A 20150-nucleotide genomic window follows, 5' to 3' on the forward strand; every position below is an offset into this window, starting at 1 on the left:
CCATTCTGCGAACAAAAGATGACGACGTTGCGAAATCTGCCGTGATCACCTAACGGTTTGAGATAAAAGGTGAAATGTCAGTCTTGCGGCTAAATCATGGCAGCAGCTGGCCCTGCCACATTTTTAGTCACTGCACGCTTGGACCGCCGTTATCGGGAAGGCACGCCGTTCTGCGCCAGGAGCATGCCGAAGTAGAAAACGCGCGCCTCGAAAGGCGCGCGTCAATAACCTGAAGCCTTTGATTTTACGAGGGTATCTTGACGACCACCTCGGTCTTGTCGCCGGCTTTCGGCTGAAAACCGGAAGATTTTGTCTTGGTTCCATTGACTTCGAGCGAGATGGATTTGGCCTTTTTGTCGCGGATGACGCGAACCTTGATCTCCGACCCCAGCATCTTCAGCGTGGCAGAATAGCCGTCCCAATGGCTGGGCAGTTTCGGCCGGAACGTGATCTGCTTGCCCCGCCGCTCAATGCCCAGAATGCCTTCGACCGCAGCACGGTAGAGCCATCCCGCTGAGCCCGTATACCAGGTCCAGCCGCCGCGACCGCCCTTGTCCTCACCGGAATAGATGTCGGCGGCGACGACGTACGGCTCGACGCGATAATGCTCGGCCGATGCATCGTCGAGCGCATGGTTGACCGGGTTCAGCATCGAGAAGCAGCGATAGGCATCGTCGGTGCGGCCCATTTCGGCGAGCGCGATCACGAACCAGGTCGCCGCATGGGTGTACTGGCCGCCGTTCTCGCGCACGCCCGGCGGATAACTCTTGATGTAACCAGGGTCCTTTCTCGTGTTCTGGAAGGCCGGGGTAAACAGTTTGACGATCTTGAGCTTGTCGTCGACCAGCAGGTTCGTCGCCTGCTGCATCGCCGTGGTCGAGCGCGCGGGGTCGCCCTCGCCGGAGAGCACGCTCCACGACTGCGCGATGGAGTCGATCTTGCACTCGTCCGAATTGTGCGAGCCAAGCGGCGTGCCGTCGTCGTAGCTGCCGCGGCGATACCACTGGCCGTCCCAGGCGGTGCTTTCCAGCGCCCGCTTCAGCACATCGGCGTGTTTTGTCCAGGCCTGCGCCCGCTTGGTGTCGCCCTGCCCCTTGGCCACGGTGGTAAAGTCGCCCAGCGTCTTCAAAAGGAACCAGCCGAGCCAGACACTCTCCCCCTTGCCGGCTTCGCCGACGCGGTTCATGCCGTCGTTCCAGTCGCCGCCGAGGATCAGCGGCAGCCCGGCCGGGCTGCTGCGCTTGACCGCAAGGTCGAGCGCGCGCGCGCAATGGTCGTAAAGCGAAGCGCTCGTCTTGGAGATTTCCGGCGTGAAGAAGGCGTCGTGCTCGCCCTCGCCCAACACCTGCCCGTCGATGAAAGGCAGCTGCTCCTTCAGGATCCCTGTATCGCCGGTCACCTCGATGTAGCGATTGGTGGCATGCGCCAGCCAGACCACATCGTCGGAGATCATGGTGCGCACGCCGGCGTCGGTGCGCGGCAACCACCAATGCTGGACGTCGCCTTCGGGGAACTGCCGGCGCGCCGCATTGAGGATCTGGTTGCGCGCCAGTTTCGGATCATGCGCAAGCAGGGCCAGCGTGTCCTGTAGCTGGTCGCGGAAGCCGAAGGCGCCGCTTGCCTGATAAAAGGCCGAGCGGGCGCGGATGCGGCAGGCCAGGCTCTGATAGGGCAGCCAGTGATTGACCATGGCGTCGAGCGCCTTGTCGGGCGTCTCGACCTGGATGGTGTCGAGGAAGCCGCGCCAGACGCGTTCATTATCGGCCAGCCGCTGGTCGAAATCCTTGCCCGAATGGGTCTGCACCAACGCGCTCGCTTCGGCTGATGTAGCGGCGTCGCCAAGCAGCCAGACCAGCGTGACGTCGCCGCCGGCAGGGATGTCGATGTCGCTGGCGACAGCTGCGCACGGATCGTCGCCGGCCTCGACGCGGCCCGATAGGCCGGCGCCGCTGACGACAGTGTGCGGGAAGGCGCTGGTGCCCTGCCTGCCGATGAACTCGCCACGATCGGCTGTCACCGAATGCACCGGACCGGTGGCGGCCAGGAAGGCCACCCGGTCGCCGAAATCGAGACCGTAGGGGTTTTGCGCCAGAAGCGCGCCGGTCGCTGGATCCCTGGACGGGATGATGGTCGCAGCCGTGCTCGAGCGATGGCTGCCGAGAACCCATTCGGCATAGGCATAGATGCGCAGCCGCGCCGGCGCCGAGCCCGAGTTCTGGATGCGCAGCCGCGTGATCTTCACTGGATCGACGGGATCGACGACGTGCGTCAGATCCATTGACAGCGGGCCGCGTTTGGATCGGAAGGTCGAGAAGCCCTGGCCGTGCCATGTCTCATAGGTCATCGAGGGATCGCGGACCACGGCAGCCAGCGGCGAGAATGCCTTGCCGCTGGCCTGATCGTAGATGTAGATGCCCTCGCCCGGCCGGTTGGTGACCGGATCGTTCGACCATGGCGTCAGTTGGTAATCGCGGCTGTTGCGGCTCCAGGTGAAGGCAGCGCCTTCGGCCGAGACATGGAATCCGAACGAGGCGTTCGAGACGACGTTGATCCAGGGCTGCGGAGTCGTGCGCCGGCCGGTGAGACGCGTGACATAGTGACGGCCATCGCCTTCGAAACCGCCGAAGCCGTTCCACTGGCTGAGGCCGCTGCCGTCGGCGCTGCTGTCGGACGCGGCATGGTATGCAGGCGCCGCCGGCACCGGCAGAGACGGCTCGCGCAGTGACGCGGGGGCCGCCGGCTGCAGGCCATCGCGTGCTTGCAAGGCTGCCGCCTCGGCGCGTTCGATCTGGTCGAAGATGGTGCCGTTGCGCGTGTGCAGAACCACGCGGGCAACCGCCAGCAGCGTCTTGTACGTCGCCTCGTCCATCAGGTCGCGGCGCACGGCGAAGATGTGCTGGCGCGGCCCGAGTTCCTTGCCGCGCAGGCGGCTGTTTTCGCACAGCGTTTCGACCGCGCGCTGCAGGTCCTGGACATAGGACGATGCCTGCTCGTTGACGACCACGAAGTCGATCATCATGCCGCGGGCGCGCATATACTCCTGGAAGCGCAGCGCCTGGGCGACAATTTCGAGGTCGGCCACGTCGCCGATGCGGACCAGGAAGATCGGGAAATCGCCCGAAATGCTGGTCGGCCACAGGCTGGACTGCTTGCCCAGCCCCGAAGCGATGGATTCGCCGGGCAGGCGCAGGAACGGATCGGGATAGATCAGGAAGCGCGCCAGCTTCTGCACGTTGGCGGCGTCGGTCAGGCTGAGACCAAGATGGCGGGTCTGCACCTGCGAACGCGTCCAGGCAAGCATCGCCTGGCGAGCAAAACTTTCGGGATGGTCGAGCCTGGCGATGGCCTCGTCCAGTTCGGCGCGGTTGGCGCCGACGGCGGTCCAGAAGGTCAGCGATATCTTCTTGTTGGCCGGCACCCGCACCTGGCGGCGCAGGGCCGCTACCGGATCGAGGGTGAAGCCGTGGTGACCGCCAAGCTTGGCGCCGGGATCGAAGGCCGCCGCTTCCGCGATGGTACGGCCACGGCCGATGAAGGCACGGCGGTCGGTTTCGGCCTCGGCATCGCGCGCCGACCCGGACGGATCGGTGACGAAATGCACCATGGTGACGTCAGGCTCGTTCTTCTCGCGCTTGCGCCTGGTGGCAAAGATGGCGCCGTTATTGGCAGCGATCTCGGTCTCGATAAACATTTTCGAGAACGCAGGATGGGCATTGTCGGAGGCTTCGTTGCCCAGCACCAGCTCGGCAAAGGAGGTCACCTCGATATGCCGGTCAGTGGCGCCGTCGTTGTAGAGCGTGACGCGCCGTCCCTCGCCATTGCCTTCCGAGATGACGATGCATTCGACCTCCGAACGAAGCGAGCCCACTGTTTTGACGAAGCTCGCCTTGTCGTCGGAAAACAGCGTCTGCACTCTCTCGCCGGTCGCCTGCTTCGGCTCCGCGGTGGCCGACCACCAGTCGCCGCTGCCGGCGTCGCGCAGGAAGATGTAGGAGCCGAGCCGGTCTTCGGTCGGGTCGGGCTGCCAACGGGTGACGGCGAGTTCGCCCCAGCGGCTGTAACCGGAACCGGTGGCCGAGACCATGACGGAGTAGCGGCCATTGGACATGACGCTGGTGGCGCGCAACGCCCTCAGCGGGTCGAGGACGATGCGCGAATCCGGGCTCTCGACCTCGGTCTCGTCCTTCGAGCGCTCGTCGGCTTCGGTCCTGACCGTGGCGGTCGGGATGTCGCGCGGCGCCCTCTCCTGCAGCAGGAGTTCGGCAGACTCGATCACCGGATCGCTGTGGAAGCGGTCGCGCAGCCGGCCCTCGAAGATGGCGTCGGCAACGGCGGCGATCGACATGCCGGAGTGATGCGCCATGTAGTTCAGGACAACAGCGTGGTCGGTGCCTTCCGGCACGCGCTGCGGCGTGAAGTCGACGGCGTCGTAAAAGCCATGCCGGCCGAGAGCGCCGATGGAGCGCAGCCTAGCCAGATTCTGGACGGATTCGCGCGGTGTGAACTGCGCCGCGAGGATCGTGGCGTAAGGGGCGATCACCGTGTTCTGGCCAAGGCCGCGCTTGAGGCCAAGTCCGGGCACGCCGAAATTGGTATACTGGTAGGTCAGTTCGCGGTCGCGGGCATTGTAGGCCGCTTCCGAAATGCCCCAGGGCACGTTCTTCGAACGCGCGTACTGGATCTGACGCTTGATGATCAGCTTGCTGGTCTGGTTGAGGATCGAGCCCTGCGGTTCCTTCATCACCAGTGGCGGCATCAGATACTCGAACATCGAGCCCGACCAGGACATCAGCGCACCCTGGAAGCCGATCTCGACGATCGGCCTTCCAAGCCGGAACCAATGCTCCGTCGGCAGGTCACCCTTGGCGATGGCGAACAGGCTGGTCAGCCGCGCCTCGGAGGCGAGCAGATCGTAGCAGCTCTCATCGAGCTGGTGCTCCTCGACCCGGTAGCCGATCGAGAGCAGTTTGCGCTCCTGACGCATCAGGAAAGAGAAATCCATCTCGAAGGCATAGCGGCGGCAGCGTTCGCGCAGCGCCAGCAGCTTGGCGCGCAAGGCTTCGACGGCGTTTTCGTCGCTGTGCGAGTCATGCACATGCGCCTCGCAGGTCGCTTCCAGCCGTGCCGCCCAGTCGGCGATAATGTCGCTGCGCTGCGATCCGGCCTCGGTGTGGATGGCGGTGGCGAGCTTGCGGATCTCGCCGGCAAGCACGGCCAGGTTAATGGTGCGGATCGAGGCCATCTCCGGCTGCGCCTTGATGGTCATGACGGCGCGCCGCATGCCATCGAGGCGATCGGCCAGACGCTGGCGCAACGGCCGCAGTTGCCGGCGGTCGTCAGGCAATTCCTCGAGGCTCTCGTCGAGGATACTCACCGTGTCGAGGACGCCTTCGAAATCGCCCTGCAGGTGAACGGACGGGGCTTCCGCCCACTCGGCACAGGCCGCCGCCACCGCGACCAGATGTCCGGCCAGATTGCCGCTGTCGACGGCCGAGATGTAGAGCGGATAGAGCGGCTTGAGCGTCGTGGTGTCGTACCAGTTGAAGAGGTGGCCGCGGTTGCGCGGCATGCTCTCGATGGTCGTCATCGTGGCGTCGATGCGAGTGATGGCGTCGGAGAGCGCAATCCAGCCGAAATCGCGTGCCGACACCACCGACAGCAGGTAGACGCCGATATTGGTCGGCGACGTCCGCGGCGCCACAACCGGCGCCGGGCTTTCCTGGAAATTGTCGGGCGGCAGATTGTGGTGCTCGGCCGTGACGAAGGTTTCGAAATAATGCCAGGTGCGGCGCGCCACGGTGCGCAGCGCGTGGATGTCGGCTTGCGATATGCGCAGGCGGTCCTCGGTCTCGGCCGAGCGGCTGATCCAGCAGGCAACCGCCGGCGAACCGATCCAGAACAGAGCGAAGAAGAAGGCGACGAAGGCACCGGTGGAATCGGCCAGCACGGGGATAGCGAGACCGACGACGCCGATGATCACGGCGCCATACATCATGCTGTAATAGGAGCCGATATCGTTGTCGCCGCCCTTGTGCGCCTGCGACGCGGTGCGCCATTCCAGCAGGTTCTGGCGGCTGACGAACAGGCGGTAGAGCGTGCGCACGATGGCGTCGCCCATCATCCAGGCATTGTGCGCCATCAACAGCACTTTCAGCGCCACAAGGGCCGTGCCGAAGACGGTGTCGTGCGCCAGTGCGGAGAAATGGCCGCGCGGCGTCTGGTCGCCGCTCTTGGGCAGGATGGCGTTGACGACATCGAAGGTCGGCGCCATGAACAGCGACAGGATCAGCAGCGCCTGCCACTGCGCGGCCTGCGTGAAGGGCAGCAGCGTCCAGCCGGCGATCGCCGCCATCACCCAGAAGATCGGGGTCAGCGAGCGGCGCAGATTGTCGACCATCTTCCAGCGCGACAGCGCCGGCACGCCGGAACGCGGCGAGAAGATGAAGCGCAGCAGCTGCCAGTCGCCGCGCGCCCAGCGGTGGTGGCGCGAGGCGTCGACCGAGTAGCGGGTAGGATAGTCCTCGACCAGTTCGACGTCGGTGACAAGTGCTGCGCGCGCCAGCGCACCTTCGAGCAGATCGTGGCTGAGGACGGTGTTTTCCTCGATGCGGCCCTGCAGCGCCGCCTCGAAAGCGTCGACGTGATAAAGGCCCTTGCCGGTGAAGGAGCCGTCGCTGAAGACGTCCTGGTAGAGATCCGAGACGGCAAAGACGTAAGGATCGAGACCGCTGTTGGACGAGAAGACGCGCTGGAAGAAAGAAGCGTCGTCGCCGCTGGTGAGCGAGGCTGTGATGCGCGGCTGCAGAATGGTGTAGCCGGCGGTAACGACGCGCTTTGTCGCGTCGAAATGCGGGCGGTTGAGCGGATGGGCGAGCTTGCCGACCAGTGACGACACGGCGTCGCGCGTGGTGCGCGTGTCGGCGTCGAGCGTCATGACATAGACGACCTTTTCCGGCAGCGGCACGTCGAGCGGCAGGAAGGTGGTGTCGCTGTCGCCGCGCAAGAGAAGGTTCAGCTCATGCAGCTTGCCGCGCTTGCGCTCCCAGCCCATCCAGGCGCCCTGCGCCTGGTTGTAGAGCCGGCGGCGATGCAGGATATAGAAACGCGGCGCGCCTTCCGAGGGATAACGGGCATTGAGCCTGGCGATCTCGTCGCGCGCATATTGCAGGATCTCGATGTCGGCGGCGTCGATCTCGGTCTTGGAATCCGGCCAGTCGGACAGCAGCGCGAAATGGATTTCTTCGGCCGTGTTGGCGAGGTGATGCACCTCGATGTTGCGGATGTTTTCCTCGACATCATCGCGCGAGCCGATCAGCGACGGCACCACGACCAAGGTGCGTGATGCCGCCGGAATGCCGTGCTTGTAGTCATAGCCGACGAGCCGCGTCGGCTTCAGGAACAGTGAAACAACGGTGTTGAAGAAGGCGAGCGCGCCTTCGCTGGCAGGCACCGCAAACAGCGCCAGCATCAGCGTGATGGATTCCACCGACAGGCCGAGATGGGCAAGCGCATTGCCGGAGACAACCAGCAGTAGCACCGTCAGCAGGAAGACCGGCACAACGATGCCGAGCCAGCCCGTGGCGGTGAAGGCGCGCTTGAAGGTCACATGGAAGGGCGGCCGATAGCCGATCGCCTTTTCCAGATCCGGCCGGCGCGGGCCGACCAGGAAGAAGCCGACATCGGTATGCATGGCCGGATCGGCTGATGCATCCGGCACGCCGGAGGCATCGGTGACCCCGGGAACATGGCTGGCCAGCTCGATGGCCTTTTCGGCGACACGGAATTCGGACAGGTCGGAGCGCCGCGCCAGTTGCTCGATCGACGTGCGGTACTGGTCGCGCGAAAAGAAATCGAGCGCGGCGAAATCGGTGCGCTCGCGCAACAGCGTGTCGATGCGGCTGACGCCCTCGAACCACACCGTCCAGTCGACGTCGTTGATGAGGCGCAGGCCGCGGATGATGTTGCCGGTGGTGACATTGCCGCTGGACAGCGTGCGATGCTCGGAAATGATGATTTCCTCGGCGTCGGAGCCGGTTTTCTCGAGCTCGACCTCCAGCCATTCCAGCGCCCTGCCGGCATTCTGCGAGCCGTCGCGCAGGCGGTAGAGCAACTGGGTGGCGAAGGTGGTGTCCTGCGCATGCGCGCCGTAGCCCGACAGGATCTTCCGGCGGTCTGCATTGTCGTCGGTCGCCAGCACGCGGTCGGCGACCTCGTTGGCGATATGGCGCATCTGCCTGGTGCGGTCGACGCGCACGGCGATGCGGCGCAGATTCTCGATCAAAACGAAGCGCAGCAGCGACGGCAGCGCCCACAATTCGCCGATCTTGAGCGGCTCGACCGACTGAAAACCCTCGACGATGGATTTGAACATGGTCGCCGAAACCGAACTGTCGGAATGGGCGACATAGCTCCAGGCCAGGGCCAGCGCGCGCGGCACCGCGGCGCGGTTGGCCACTTCCAGGGTCGGCAACTGCCGGTAGAAACGGCGCGGCAGGTCGCGCTTCACCTGAAAAATGGTCTCCTCGACGAGATAATTGTTGTCGAGCAGCCATTGCGCGGCAGGCGTGATGGTTTCGCCCTTGGCCTGGGCGGCATTGGTCGAGCGGTAGACTTCGAGGATTTTCTTGGCGCTGTCGCGGATGCGGGCCTGGAAATCGAACGGCGTCAGGCCGAACAGGTCCTTGATGTCGCCGTTGGCGAGGCTTTCGCCCAGCGCGCGCAGCCGCTCTTCGGGCAGGAAATTGGAGCGTATCGGCTCTTCGGTGATGACCGGGAAGCCGGCGCTGGACTTTTCGATATGGGCAGGATTTGTCTGGATATTCATTGAAAATTCCGCATGGGGGACGCGATGCGGCGCCACCGCCACGGCAATGTCCCTAAAACCGATTCAAATGCAATTGGTTGCATGATTACACTGGCCGAAAGTTTTGCTTCGCACCACGCCAGAGGCGTTATCCCTTCGACATTTTAAGTGGGGTTTCAGACAACTCAAGGACGAGCACCCCTGCCCTCCCGTCCGCCTTGGAACGACGGAAGGATTCGGGCTTTTTCGTGATCCAGACAACAGCTTACGCCAGATTTCTCCGGCGTGCGATCATGTTTGGCAACAGGCGTTAATCGTTGTTCTGGCGGCGCGGGTGGCCCAGGCTGGCTATCCGGACGACGAACACGATCGTCGGCCGCACCGGTTCAAGCCGCAGTTTCGCGGCCTGCGGTCCGAGCAACAGCGTGTCGCGAGGTCCAAGGCGCGACGATGTCGCGCCGGTCACGCCGACCTCGCCGTCGAACGGCAGGATCAGGGTCATAGCGCTGGTCGGCCGGATATCGGTCGGAACCGAAACCATCAGACGCTGGACCGAGTGCGTGGCCCGCGCGCGGCGGGTCATGACGTTGAGATCGGTGATCGGACCGGAGATCAGCGCCGCCGAGGTCGGCACGTCGGCCGGGAAGGACAGCGGGGCGGAAGCCGCCGTCACTTCGGCCGGCCGCCGGCCGGCAATGTCAAGCACGATACCCTCGCCTTCCAGCACGGCAAGCGTGCGGTCGACGCCGGCAAAGCCCGAGAACGGGCCGCTGCCCTCGACTCGCGCCATCGAAACGCGCCAGTCGAAATCGTCCAGCCCGGCGCCGTCCGGCGAGACGGCGATCTCGGTGGTCGTGCCGCCGCCATTCTTCCACGGCATGACGCGGTAGTCGGCGGCACGACGGATACGCATCGTTTCAGCCAATCAGCCGAGAATGCCGGGCAGGTTGAGCTGGTGCTCCTTCGCACACTCGATGGCGATGTCGTAGCCGGCATCGGCATGCCGCATGACGCCGGTCGCCGGGTCGTTCCACAACACGCGCTCCAGGCGCCTTGCGGCGTCCGGCGTGCCGTCGGCGACGATGACCATGCCCGCATGCTGCGAGAAGCCCATGCCGACGCCACCGCCATGATGCAGCGACACCCAGGTTGCGCCCGACGCGGTGTTGAGCAACGCATTGAGCAGCGGCCAGTCGGAGACGGCGTCGGAGCCGTCCTTCATCGCTTCCGTCTCGCGGTTCGGCGAAGCGACCGAGCCGGAATCGAGGTGATCGCGGCCGATGACGACGGGCGCCTTCAGTTCGCCCCTGGCCACCATTTCGTTGAAGGCGAGGCCCAGCCTGTGGCGGTCGCCGAGGCCGACCCAGCAGATGCGCGCCGGCAGGCCCTGGAAGGCGATGCGCTCACGTGCCATGTCCAGCCAGTTGTGCAGATGGGTGTTGCCGGGGGTGAGTTCGCGCACCTTGGCGTCCGTCTTGTAGATATCCTCGGGATCGCCCGAAAGAGCAGCCCAGCGGAACGGGCCGATGCCACGGCAGAACAGCGGCCTTATATAGGCCGGCACGAAACCCGGGAAAGCAAAGGCGTTCTCGAAGCCTTCGTCCTTGGCGACCTGGCGGATGTTGTTGCCATAGTCGAGCGTCGGCACGCCGGCATTCCAGAACGCGACCATCGCCTCGACATGCTCGCGCATTGAGGCGCGGGCGGCCTTCTCGACAGCCTTGGGATCGGAGACGCGCTTCTCGCGCCACTCAGCCATCGTCCAGCCCTTGGGCAGATAGCCGTTGATCGGGTCATGCGCCGAGGTCTGGTCGGTGACCATGTCGGGGCGGATGCCCCGCTTGAACATTTCCGGCACGATGTCGGCCGCATTGCCGAGCAGGCCGACCGACTTCGCCTCGCCGGCCTTGGTCCAGCGCTCGATCATTTCCATCGCTTCGTCGAGCGTCTCGGCCTTCTCGTCGACATAGCGGGTGCGCAGCCGGAAATCGATCGAGTCCGGATTGCATTCGATGGCGAGGCAGCAGGCGCCGGCCATGACGGCGGCAAGCGGCTGGGCGCCGCCCATGCCGCCGAGGCCGCCGGTCAGGATCCATTTGCCCGTAAGGTTGCCATTGTAGTGCTGGCGGCCGGCCTCGACGAAGGTCTCGTAGGTGCCCTGCACGATGCCTTGCGTGCCGATATAGATCCAGGAGCCGGCCGTCATCTGGCCGTACATCATCAGGCCTTTTTTATCGAGCTCGTTGAATTTATCCCAGGTCGCCCAATGCGGCACGATGTTGGAGTTGGCGATCAGCACGCGCGGCGCATCGGTGTGCGTCCGGAAGACGCCGACCGGCTTGCCGGACTGGACCAGCAGCGTCTCGTCTTCATTGAGGGTCTTCAACGAGGCGACGATGCTGTCGAAATCGTTCCAGGTGCGCGCGGCCCGGCCGATGCCGCCATAGACGACGAGCTCATTGGGGTTTTCGGCGACATCGGGATCGAGGTTGTTCATCAGCATGCGCAGCGGCGCTTCGGTCGTCCAGTATTTGGCGTTGAGCTTGTCGCCGCGGGGCGCGCGCACTTCGCGGATGTTGTGGCGAGGATTGTTCATCATTGTCCCTTTGGAGTAAGGCGGCGTCTCAACGCCCGGCCCAGTCAATGGCGGATTGGAGGATTTTCGTCAGTGTGGCGCGCATCGGCGCGGCGAACTCGGCATCATAAGGCACCGGCCAATTGTCCGGTTCGCCCTTGCCCTCGGGCTCGCGCAAATAGCCGCGATCGGCAAGTTCCATCTGCAGCGCATGGTAGCCGCCTTGCGGATTGCCGAAATAGCGGGTGATCCAGCCACCCTTGAAACGGCCGTTGATGACATTGCTTTCACCGCTCTCGGCCATGATCTGGCCAACCAGCGCCTGCAGCGTAGGATCCGCGGTCTGACCGTCATTGGTGCCGAGATTGAACACCGGCAGCGTGCCGTAGAACAGGCGCGGCAGCACCGACCGGATCGAGTGGCAATCGTAAATGACGACCTTCTCATGCAGGCCGCGCAGCCTGACGGCCTGGGCCGCCAGCATTTCATGGTAAGGCACGAAATACGCTATGCGGCGCTGGTCTATCTCCGACGGCGTCGGTTCCGCGCCGGGCAGATACAGCGGATCGCCGTCGAAGGTCTCGGTCGGGCATAGCGTCGTTGTCGTCTGCCCGGGATAGAGCGAGGCGCCGGAAGGATTGCGGTTGACGTCGATAACGGTGCGCGAGATCGACGTATGCACAATCGTCGCGCCAAGGCCGGCGGCGAAATCGTAGAGATTGTCGATCCACCAGTCGCAATCGCGGCGGCCGAGCCAGGGCGAGACCAGCCGATTGTCGATGCCGACGAGATCGATACCCGTGTGCGGGATCGACACCAACAGGGGTGCCGTGCCTTCGGTCACTGTCAGCCAGTCGGTCATGTCAGACTCCCGAGATCGAAGGCAATGTCACCGCGCTCGCAGCCTTGATGGCTGCGCCGCTGCGCACCATGGCGATGGCTTTTTCCATGTCAGGGTGGAAATGCCGGTCATTGTCGAGATGCGGCACTTCTGCGCGGACCAGCTTGCGAACCGCTTCCAGAGCTGCACTCGACGCCAGCGGCGCATGGAAATCGCAGCCTTGCGCGGCGGCCAAGAGTTCGATGCCGATGACGGCCGTGGCGTTTTCGATCATGCCGATCAGCCGGCGAGCGCCGTGTGCGGCCATCGATACATGGTCTTCCTGGTTGGCCGAGGTCGGGATGGAATCGACACTTGCCGGATAGGCCTTCTGCTTGTTCTCAGAGACGAGCGCCGCCGCCGTCACCTGCGGGATCATGAAGCCGGAGTTCAGGCCGGGCTTCGGCGTCAGGAAGGCCGGCATGCCGGACAGCGCGGGGTCTACCAGCATGGCGATGCGGCGCTCCGACAGCGAGCCGATCTCGCAGACGGCAAGCGCGATCATGTCGGCAGCGAAAGCCACCGGCTCGGCGTGGAAATTGCCGCCGGACAGCGCAGTATCGTCCTCGGCGAAGATCAGCGGATTGTCGGTGACGCCATTGGCCTCGGTGCCGAGCGTATCGGCGGCCTGGCGCAGCACGTTGAGCGCCGCACCCATCACCTGCGGCTGGCAGCGCAGGCAGTACGGATCCTGCACGCGCTCATCGCCGACGCGGTGCGATTCACGAATGGCGCTGCCGGCCATCAGGTTGCGCAGCGCTTCCGCCGTCTCGATCTGGCCGGGATGTTTGCGCAGGAGATGGATGCGCCGATCGAAGGGCGCGTCCGAGCCCTTGGCAGCGTCGGTCGACAGCGCCCCGGCGACCAGCGCCGACTGATACAGCACTTCGGCCTCGAACAGAGCGGCCAGCGCGTAGGCGGTGGAAAACTGCGTGCCGTTGAGCAGCGCCAGACCTTCCTTGGCGCCGAGCGTCACGGGCTCCAGGCCGTGCGAGACGAAAGCGACCTTGGCCGGGAAGCGGCCATGCGGTGTAAAGCATTCGCCGACGCCGATCATCACCGCCGTCATGTGCGACAGCGGCGCGAGATCGCCGGAGGCGCCGACCGAGCCCTGCGCCGGCACCATGGGGATGACGTCGTTGGCCAGCATCGCTTCCAGCAACTCGATGGTTTGCGGCCGTACGCCCGACGCGCCCTGCGCAAGGCTGGCGAGCTTCAGCGCCATCATCAGCCGAACCACCGAAACCGGCATCGGCTCGCCGACACCGGCGGCATGCGACAAAACGATGTTGCGTTGCAGGGTCTCTAGATCCTCGGCCGGAATGCGGACGCTGGCCAGTTTGCCGAAGCCGGTGTTGATGCCGTAGACCGGCTCACCCTTGGCGACGATGCGGGCGACTGCCTCGGCGCTGGCCTTGATTTTTGGCCGGCAGGAGGCGTCGAGCTTCGGCATGGCGCCACGATAGATAGCGCGCCAGTCGGCCAGCGTCGCATTGCCGGGCTTCAGGTTAAGTTCGGTCATTGTCCTCTCCAGATGCGGGCATGGAGCGGGTTGAAGCCCATGCGGTAGACGAGTTCGGCCGGACGCTCGACGTCCCAGATCGCCAGGTCGGCGGATTTTCCTGCCTCCAGCGTGCCGGTCTGGCCGAGCAATCCCAGCGCGCGGGCAGCCTCGCGAGTGGTGCCGGCCAGGCATTCCTCGACGGTCAGGCCGAAAAGCGTCGCGGCCATGTTCATGGTCAGCAACAGCGAGGTCAGCGGCGACGTCCCGGGATTGTTGTCGGTGGCGACCGCCATCTTGACGCCGTGCTGGCGAAACAGGCCGATCGGCGGCTTCCTGGTTTCGCGGATGAAATAGTAGGCGCCGGGCAGGATGGTCGCCACGGTGCCGGCCTTGGCCATCGCTGCGGCGCCGGCCTCGTCGGTGTATTCGAGATGGTCGGCCGACAGCGCGCCATAGCGGGCGGCAAGTTCGGCGCCACGCAGGTTCGACAGCTGGTCGGCATGGAGCTTTACCGGCAGGCCAAGCGCCTTGGCCTTGTCGAAGACGCGGGCAATCTGTTCCGGCGAAAAGGCAATGCCCTCGCAAAAGCCGTCTACGGCGTCAGCCAGGCCCTCGGCGGCGATTGCGGGCAGGATCGTGTTGGCGACGAGATCGACAAAAGCGTCCTTGTCGCCTTTTGCTTCCGGCGGCAGCGCATGCGCGCCGAGGAAGGTGGTGCGGACCGTGACCGGGCGTTGCTTGTCCAGCTGCCGCGCGGCGCGAAGCGACTTCTGTTCATTTTCGAGATCGAGCCCGTAACCCGACTTTACCTCTACCGTGGTGACACCCTCGGCCATCAGCGCATCGAGGCGTGGCAGCGTCTGCGCAACCAGTGCGTCTTCGCTCGCGGCACGCAGGGATTTGACCGAGGAGACGATGCCGCCGCCGGCACGGGCGACTTCTTCATAGGTGGCGCCGGCCAGCCGCATCTCGAACTCGTTGGCACGGTTGCCGGCATGGATGAGATGGGTGTGGCAGTCGATCAGGCCGGGCGTGATCCAGCGGCCTTCGCAATCGGTAGTCTCGCCGCCCTGAGCCAACGCTGACGGCATGTCGGCTTCCGGACCGGCATAGACGATGACGCCGTCACGGGCGACGATCGCGCCCTTGTCGACAATGCCCAGTCCGGCGTCGCCTTCGGCCATGGTTGCCAAGCGCGCATTGCGCCAAAGGTGAAGGCCCCCTGCCCGGCTTTTGTTCTGTGCCGCCATCATCTTTTTCCGTTTGATTGGATGGCGATTATGTATATACATATTGAAAAGCACTGCAAGTGCAATTGTTCAGGGAATGCGGAGAAAAACGTGACGGCGATCTTTGCGGAACAGGCGCTGCTGCCCAATGGCTGGCACGACAAGGTGCGGATTTTGTTGAACGACGGTCGCATCACGGCAGTCGAAGCCGGCACGTCGATACAGGCTGACGACGAACGCCACGCCATTCTGGTGCCGGGCATGCCGAACCTGCACAGCCACGCCTTCCAGCGCGGCATGGCCGGGCTTGCCGAACTGCGCGGTCCCTCCGCCGACAGCTTCTGGAGCTGGCGCGAGGTGATGTACCGCTTTGCGCTGTCGATGACGCCGGACCAGGTCGAGGCGGTCGCCGCCCAGCTTTATGTCGAAATGCTGGAGGCCGGATTCTCGCGCGTCGGCGAATTTCATTATCTCCACCACGATCGCGACGGAAAACCCTATGCCAACCTCGCCGAGATGGCCGAACGTATTGCCGCGGCCGCCGGCGAAACCGGGATCGGCCTGACGCTGCTGCCGGTGTTTTATGCCCATTCCTCCTTCAGCGGCGCTGCGCCCAACGAAGGCCAGCGGCGATTCATCAACGATGTGAATCGGTTCGAACGCTTGCTTGAGAAAAGCCGCAAATCGGTTCGTGCGTTGAATCAGGCTGTTGTTGGCGTCGCCCCGCACAGCCTGCGCGCCGCGACGCCGGAGGAACTCAGCGCTGTTGCCGCCATTGCGCCGGACGGACCGATCCACATCCACGTCGCCGAGCAGGTGAAGGAGGTCGAGGATTGCCTGGCGTGGTCGGGTGCGCGACCGGTCGAATGGCTGCTCGCCAATGCCGGGATCGACAAGCGTTGGTGCCTGATCCACGCCACCCACATGACCGAGGCTGAGACAACCGGCATGGCCAGAAGCGGCGCCATTGCCGGGCTTTGCCCGATCACCGAGGCCAATCTCGGCGACGGCACCTTTTCAGCACCTCTGTTCACAGAGCACGGCGGCCGCTTCGGCGTCGGCTCCGATTCCAATGTGCTGATCGGCCTGCCGGATGAATTGCGTCAGCTCGAATATTCGCAGCGCCTCGCACATCGCGCCCGCAATGTGCTGGCGGTGGCCGGCGGTTCGACCGGGCGGGCCCTGTTCGACGCCGCCCTCGATGGCGGCAGCACTGCCCTCGGCGCCGGCCCGTCGCGGATCGCCGCCGGCGCCGCGGCTGATTTCGTCTCCCTCGACGAAAACCATCCTTCGCTGGCCGGAAAAAGTGGCGATGCGATCCTCGACGCCTGGATCTTTGCCAATGGCGGCAAGGTCGATTGCGTCTGGGTGCACGGAAAAAAGCAGGTCAGCGGCGGCCGGCATTCCAGGCGCGAGCCGATTGCAGAGCGCTTTCGCCAGGTGATGACGGCGCTTTCGGCATGAGCATGATTGAGACAGCGGCGTCGGAAGGCGGCGGCTCGCTGCACCAGCGCATCCTGTCCGACATCAGCGAGAAAATAATGTCCGGCGCCTGGGCGCCGGGCCACCGCATCCCGTTCGAGCACGAGCTGACGGCGCAGTATCATTGCTCGCGCATGACGGTGAACAAGGCGCTGTCGCAACTGGCCAAGGCCGGGCTGATCGAGCGCCGCCGCCGTTCGGGCAGTTTCGTGCGCCAGCCGCAATCGCAGGCCGCGGTGCTGGAAATCCACGACATCAGGATCGAGGTCGAGGCGCTTGGGCTGGCCTATCGCTACGAGCGCGTGGCGCGGCAGAAAAGGCGCAGCAGCGCCGAGGATCGCGCCTTGCTGGAATTGGGAGCGGCTGGACAGGTGCTGGCGCTGGAATGCCGGCATTTCGCCGGCAAGCGGCCGTTCGCGCATGAACAGCGGCTGATCAATCTGGCCGCCGTCGCGGAAGCCGGCAATGAAGAATTTCTCGACATCGCCCCCGGCCCTTGGCTGATCGGCCGCGTGCCATGGAGCGAGGCAGAGCACCGTATCCGCGCGGTCGCGGCCGACAGGCACATTGCCGAAGCGCTCGACATCGCAACCGGCGCGCCCTGCCTGGTGGTCGAGCGCCGGACCTGGAGCGCGGAGCACCCGGTGACGCAGGTGAGGTTCACTTATGCCGCGGAGAGCCATACGCTGGTGGCGCGGTTCAGGCCTTCGCAGGGGTAGCTCCTTTACCCTCCCCCTTGTGGAGAGGGTCGCTGCGAAGCAGCGGGGTGGGGTCGGCGCCAGCCCCCCACCCGGACCTTCGGTCCGACCTCCCCACAAGGCGAGGTAGAAGGCTGCACTTTAAATCGCAGCCGTAACGATAATCTCGACGGTGTATTCCGGCCCTGCAAGCTTGGCCTCGCCCGTGGCGCGGGCGGGCGTGTTGCCTTGCGGGACCCACTTGTCCCATTCCTTGTTCATCTCGGCGAAGGTGCCCATATCGGCCAGCCAGATGATCGCCTGCAGGATCTTGGTCTTGTCGGTGCCGGCCTTGGCCAGCAGTTCGTCGATAGATGCGAGGACCGACCTGGTCTGTTCGCCAACGCTGGCGCCGGGCGTGCCGACCTGGCCGGCGAGATAGACGGTGTTGCCGTGGATGACGATCTGGCTCATGCGCGGGCCAACATCGATGCGACGAATGCTCATGGGAGTTTCCTTCCTGTTTGTCGGTGGCGCCTGTTTAGAGTCGCTGCCGGCTTCGGGCAAGGCCAACAGCGCGAAACCTCTTGAGCCTGGGTTGGATCTTAGACCGCAAATGTCTATCTGCGCCGAGGGATTTCTTTCCGGCGCGGATTGCCGACCTCGTGTGAGAGTGGCAAGACTTTGCGCCAAACCAGATTGCGAGGATGAGAGCCATGGAATATCGCGAAATCAGCGGGGACTATTCGGTCTCGGGCCAGATCCAGCCCGAAGATGCCGTCGCCATCAAGGAAGCCGGTTTCAAGAGCGTGATCTGCAACCGACCGGATGACGAGCAGCCCGACCAGCCTTCGGCCGACAGCGTCAAGGCGGCGGTCGAAGCCGCGGGGCTGGCCTTCCGTTACATCCCGGTGATCAGCGGCCAGATCACAGCCGAGAATGTCGAAGATCAGGCCGAAGCGCTCGAAGCGCTCGAAGGCCCGGTGTTTGCCTATTGCCGCTCCGGCGCGCGCTGCACCAATCTCTACGGGCTGATTCAGCAGTCCAAGGGGTGAGCATCCTGAGGCGCCGGCGATCCCTCACACCCCCCTCTGTCCTGCCGGACATCTCCCCCGCAAGGGGGGAGATCGGATGTCGCCTTCGCTTTTCGCCAATCGCCGACGTTGCAGGAGCGCTGTCGACAAAGCTGCTGATCTCCCTCCTTGCGGGGGAGATGGCCGGCAGGCCAGAGGGGGGTGCTGTCCCGCCGACGTATCAACTGAAACTCTCTCAAACTAGATCGGCAGCGCGCCGGTCTCCTTCAGCGTCTCCAACACGATCGCCGTCTTCACATGCTGCACGGATTCGTGCGGCAGGAGCACACCGTTGACGAATTCCGACAATGATTTCAGATCGGGCGTCACCACCTTCAAGATATAATCCATCTCGCCGGTCAGCGCGTGCGCCTCCTGCACCTCCGGCAGCCGCGCCAGCAGCTCGCCGAAGCGCCTGGCATTGTCGCGGTTATGGGTGGCGAGCGTCACCGAGATGACATTGACCAGCGAGAATCCAAGCTTGTCGCGGTCGAGCACGGCGCGATAGCCCTTGATGAAGCCGTCTTCCTCCAGCCGTTGGCGGCGGCGCGAGCATTGCGATGCCGACAGGTTCACGCGCTCCGAGAGATCGTTATTGGTGAGCCGCGCGTCGCCCTGCAAGAGAGCCATTATCTTGCGGTCAAATTGATCGATGCGCGCGTCATTCATCGATTCACCTCCAATCATGCATGAATTACGCACCAGATGATCATTTCAAGCGTTTGAATACAAGCACCGTGCGGTCGCTTCGTACTATCATGCGTCATCTCGTGGTCCGATGCGGCCACCATCCGTTTGGAGGAATGCCATGGGTCCCTTCCCGCACGACGCCCCGCCCGCCAAGATCAGCAAGGAAAACCCCGCCGGCACCGACGGTTTCGAGTTCGTCGAGTTCGCGCATGCGGAGCCGCAGAAGCTCGCCGAGCTGTTCACCCGCATGGGCTATGTCGCGGTCGCCAAGCACCGCACGAAAGACATCACCGTCTGGCGCCAGGGCGACATCAACTATGTCGTCAATGCCGAGCCAGGCTCGCATGCGATGAAATTCGTCGACAAGCACGGCCCCTGCGCCGCCTCGATGGCCTGGCGCGTGGTCGATGCAAAGCATGCGTTCGAGCATGCGGTATCGAAAGGCGCCACGCCCTACAACGGCAACGACAAGGCGCTCGACGTGCCGGCCATTGTCGGCATTGGCGGCTCGCTGCTCTATTTCATCGAAGCCTATGGCAAGAAGGGCTCGGCCTATGATGCCGAGTTCGAGTGGCTGGGCGAACGCGACCCGCGGCCGCAAGGCGTCGGCTTCTATTTCCTCGACCACCTCACCCACAATGTCTATCGCGGCCAGATGGACAAATGGTGGGACTTTTATCGCGAACTGTTCGGCTTCAAGCAGATCCATTTCTTCGACATCGACGGCAAGATCACCGGCCTCGTCAGCCGCGCCATCACCTCGCCCTGCGGCAAGATCCGCATTCCGCTAAATGAATCCAAGGACGACACCAGCCAGATCGCCGAATACCTGAAGAAGTACAATGGCGAAGGCATACAGCATATCGCCGTCGGGACCGACGACATCTACGCCGCCACCGACAAGCTTGCCGACAACGGGCTGAAGTTCATGCCCGGTCCGCCGGAGACCTACTACGACATGTCGTACAACAGGGTGAACGGGCATGACGAGCCGATCGAGCGGATGAAGAAGCACGGCATCCTGATCGACGGCGAAGGCGTGGTCGACGGCGGCATGACCAAGATCCTGCTGCAGATATTCTCCAAAACCGTGATCGGCCCGATCTTCTTCGAATTTATCCAGAGGAAGGGCGACGAAGGTTTTGGCGAAGGCAATTTCCGCGCGCTGTTCGAGTCGATCGAGCAGGACCAGATCAAGCGCGGCGTGATCAAGGTCGATGGCAAGGCGGCGTGAAAC

At 64.2% G+C, this 20150-nt stretch carries 12 protein-coding genes; 4 read left to right on the forward strand and 8 right to left on the reverse strand.

Going from position 1 to position 20150, the window contains the following annotated elements:
- Positions 1 to 244: 244 nt before the first annotated feature.
- From NKL04_RS12575 to hutI, 6 genes are all read right to left on the reverse strand, one after another.
- Complete coding sequence (locus NKL04_RS12575; protein WP_352723750.1) at positions 245 to 8824, reverse strand: glycoside hydrolase family 94 protein; 8580 nt, start codon at positions 8822 to 8824, stop codon at positions 245 to 247.
- Between the two features lie 289 nt (positions 8825 to 9113).
- A complete protein-coding gene (locus tag NKL04_RS12580) occupies positions 9114 to 9716 on the reverse strand; it encodes a HutD/Ves family protein (protein ID WP_023698028.1) in 603 nt (200 codons plus the stop codon).
- A gap of 12 nt (positions 9717 to 9728) precedes the next feature.
- Positions 9729 to 11399 (reverse strand): urocanate hydratase, encoded by a 1671-nt coding sequence (gene hutU, locus NKL04_RS12585; RefSeq protein WP_023724867.1) that lies wholly within the window; start codon positions 11397 to 11399, stop codon positions 9729 to 9731.
- 28 nt (positions 11400 to 11427) lie between these two features.
- Positions 11428 to 12240: an N-formylglutamate deformylase gene (gene hutG, locus NKL04_RS12590; protein WP_023702299.1), complete on the reverse strand. Its 813-nt coding sequence runs from the start codon at positions 12238 to 12240 to the stop codon at positions 11428 to 11430.
- Position 12241: 1 nt separating this feature from the next.
- Positions 12242 to 13780 (reverse strand): histidine ammonia-lyase, encoded by a 1539-nt coding sequence (hutH, locus tag NKL04_RS12595; RefSeq protein WP_023702300.1) that lies wholly within the window; start codon positions 13778 to 13780, stop codon positions 12242 to 12244.
- A complete protein-coding gene (hutI, locus tag NKL04_RS12600; protein WP_031209675.1) occupies positions 13777 to 15012 on the reverse strand; it encodes an imidazolonepropionase in 1236 nt (411 codons plus the stop codon). The genes hutH and hutI overlap by 4 nt, the downstream gene beginning before the upstream one ends.
- Positions 15013 to 15102: 90 nt before the next feature.
- Between hutI and NKL04_RS12605 the strand changes: the two genes are divergently transcribed.
- Positions 15103 to 16455 (forward strand): formimidoylglutamate deiminase, encoded by a 1353-nt coding sequence (locus NKL04_RS12605; protein ID WP_023702302.1) that lies wholly within the window; start codon positions 15103 to 15105, stop codon positions 16453 to 16455.
- Positions 16452 to 17192, forward strand: a complete 741-nt coding sequence (gene hutC, locus NKL04_RS12610; RefSeq protein WP_023702303.1) for a histidine utilization transcriptional repressor HutC — start codon at positions 16452 to 16454, stop codon at positions 17190 to 17192. The genes NKL04_RS12605 and hutC overlap by 4 nt, the downstream gene beginning before the upstream one ends.
- Positions 17193 to 17312: 120 nt before the next feature.
- On the opposite strand, the gene NKL04_RS12615 is transcribed toward hutC, so the two are convergent.
- Entirely contained in the window at positions 17313 to 17657 is a 345-nt protein-coding gene (locus NKL04_RS12615) for a RidA family protein (RefSeq protein WP_031209677.1), read from the reverse strand.
- 209 nt (positions 17658 to 17866) lie between these two features.
- On the opposite strand from NKL04_RS12615, the gene NKL04_RS12620 reads away from it, so the two are divergent.
- Positions 17867 to 18205 carry a protein tyrosine phosphatase family protein gene (locus NKL04_RS12620; protein WP_023702305.1) on the forward strand — a complete coding sequence of 113 codons (339 nt, stop codon included), beginning with the start codon at positions 17867 to 17869 and terminating at the stop codon, positions 18203 to 18205.
- A 219-nt stretch (positions 18206 to 18424) separates the two neighbouring features.
- Here NKL04_RS12620 and NKL04_RS12625 read toward each other — a convergent pair whose 3' ends face one another.
- Entirely contained in the window at positions 18425 to 18892 is a 468-nt protein-coding gene (locus tag NKL04_RS12625; RefSeq protein ID WP_023694411.1) for an Lrp/AsnC family transcriptional regulator, read from the reverse strand.
- Between the two features lie 139 nt (positions 18893 to 19031).
- Between NKL04_RS12625 and hppD the strand changes: the two genes are divergently transcribed.
- Positions 19032 to 20147: a 4-hydroxyphenylpyruvate dioxygenase gene (hppD, locus tag NKL04_RS12630; RefSeq protein ID WP_023702306.1), complete on the forward strand. Its 1116-nt coding sequence runs from the start codon at positions 19032 to 19034 to the stop codon at positions 20145 to 20147.
- Positions 20148 to 20150 lie beyond the last annotated feature (3 nt).

This window comes from Mesorhizobium sp. C264A, from assembly GCF_040324515.1.
In the GTDB taxonomy this organism is placed as follows: Bacteria; Pseudomonadota; Alphaproteobacteria; order Rhizobiales; family Rhizobiaceae; genus Mesorhizobium.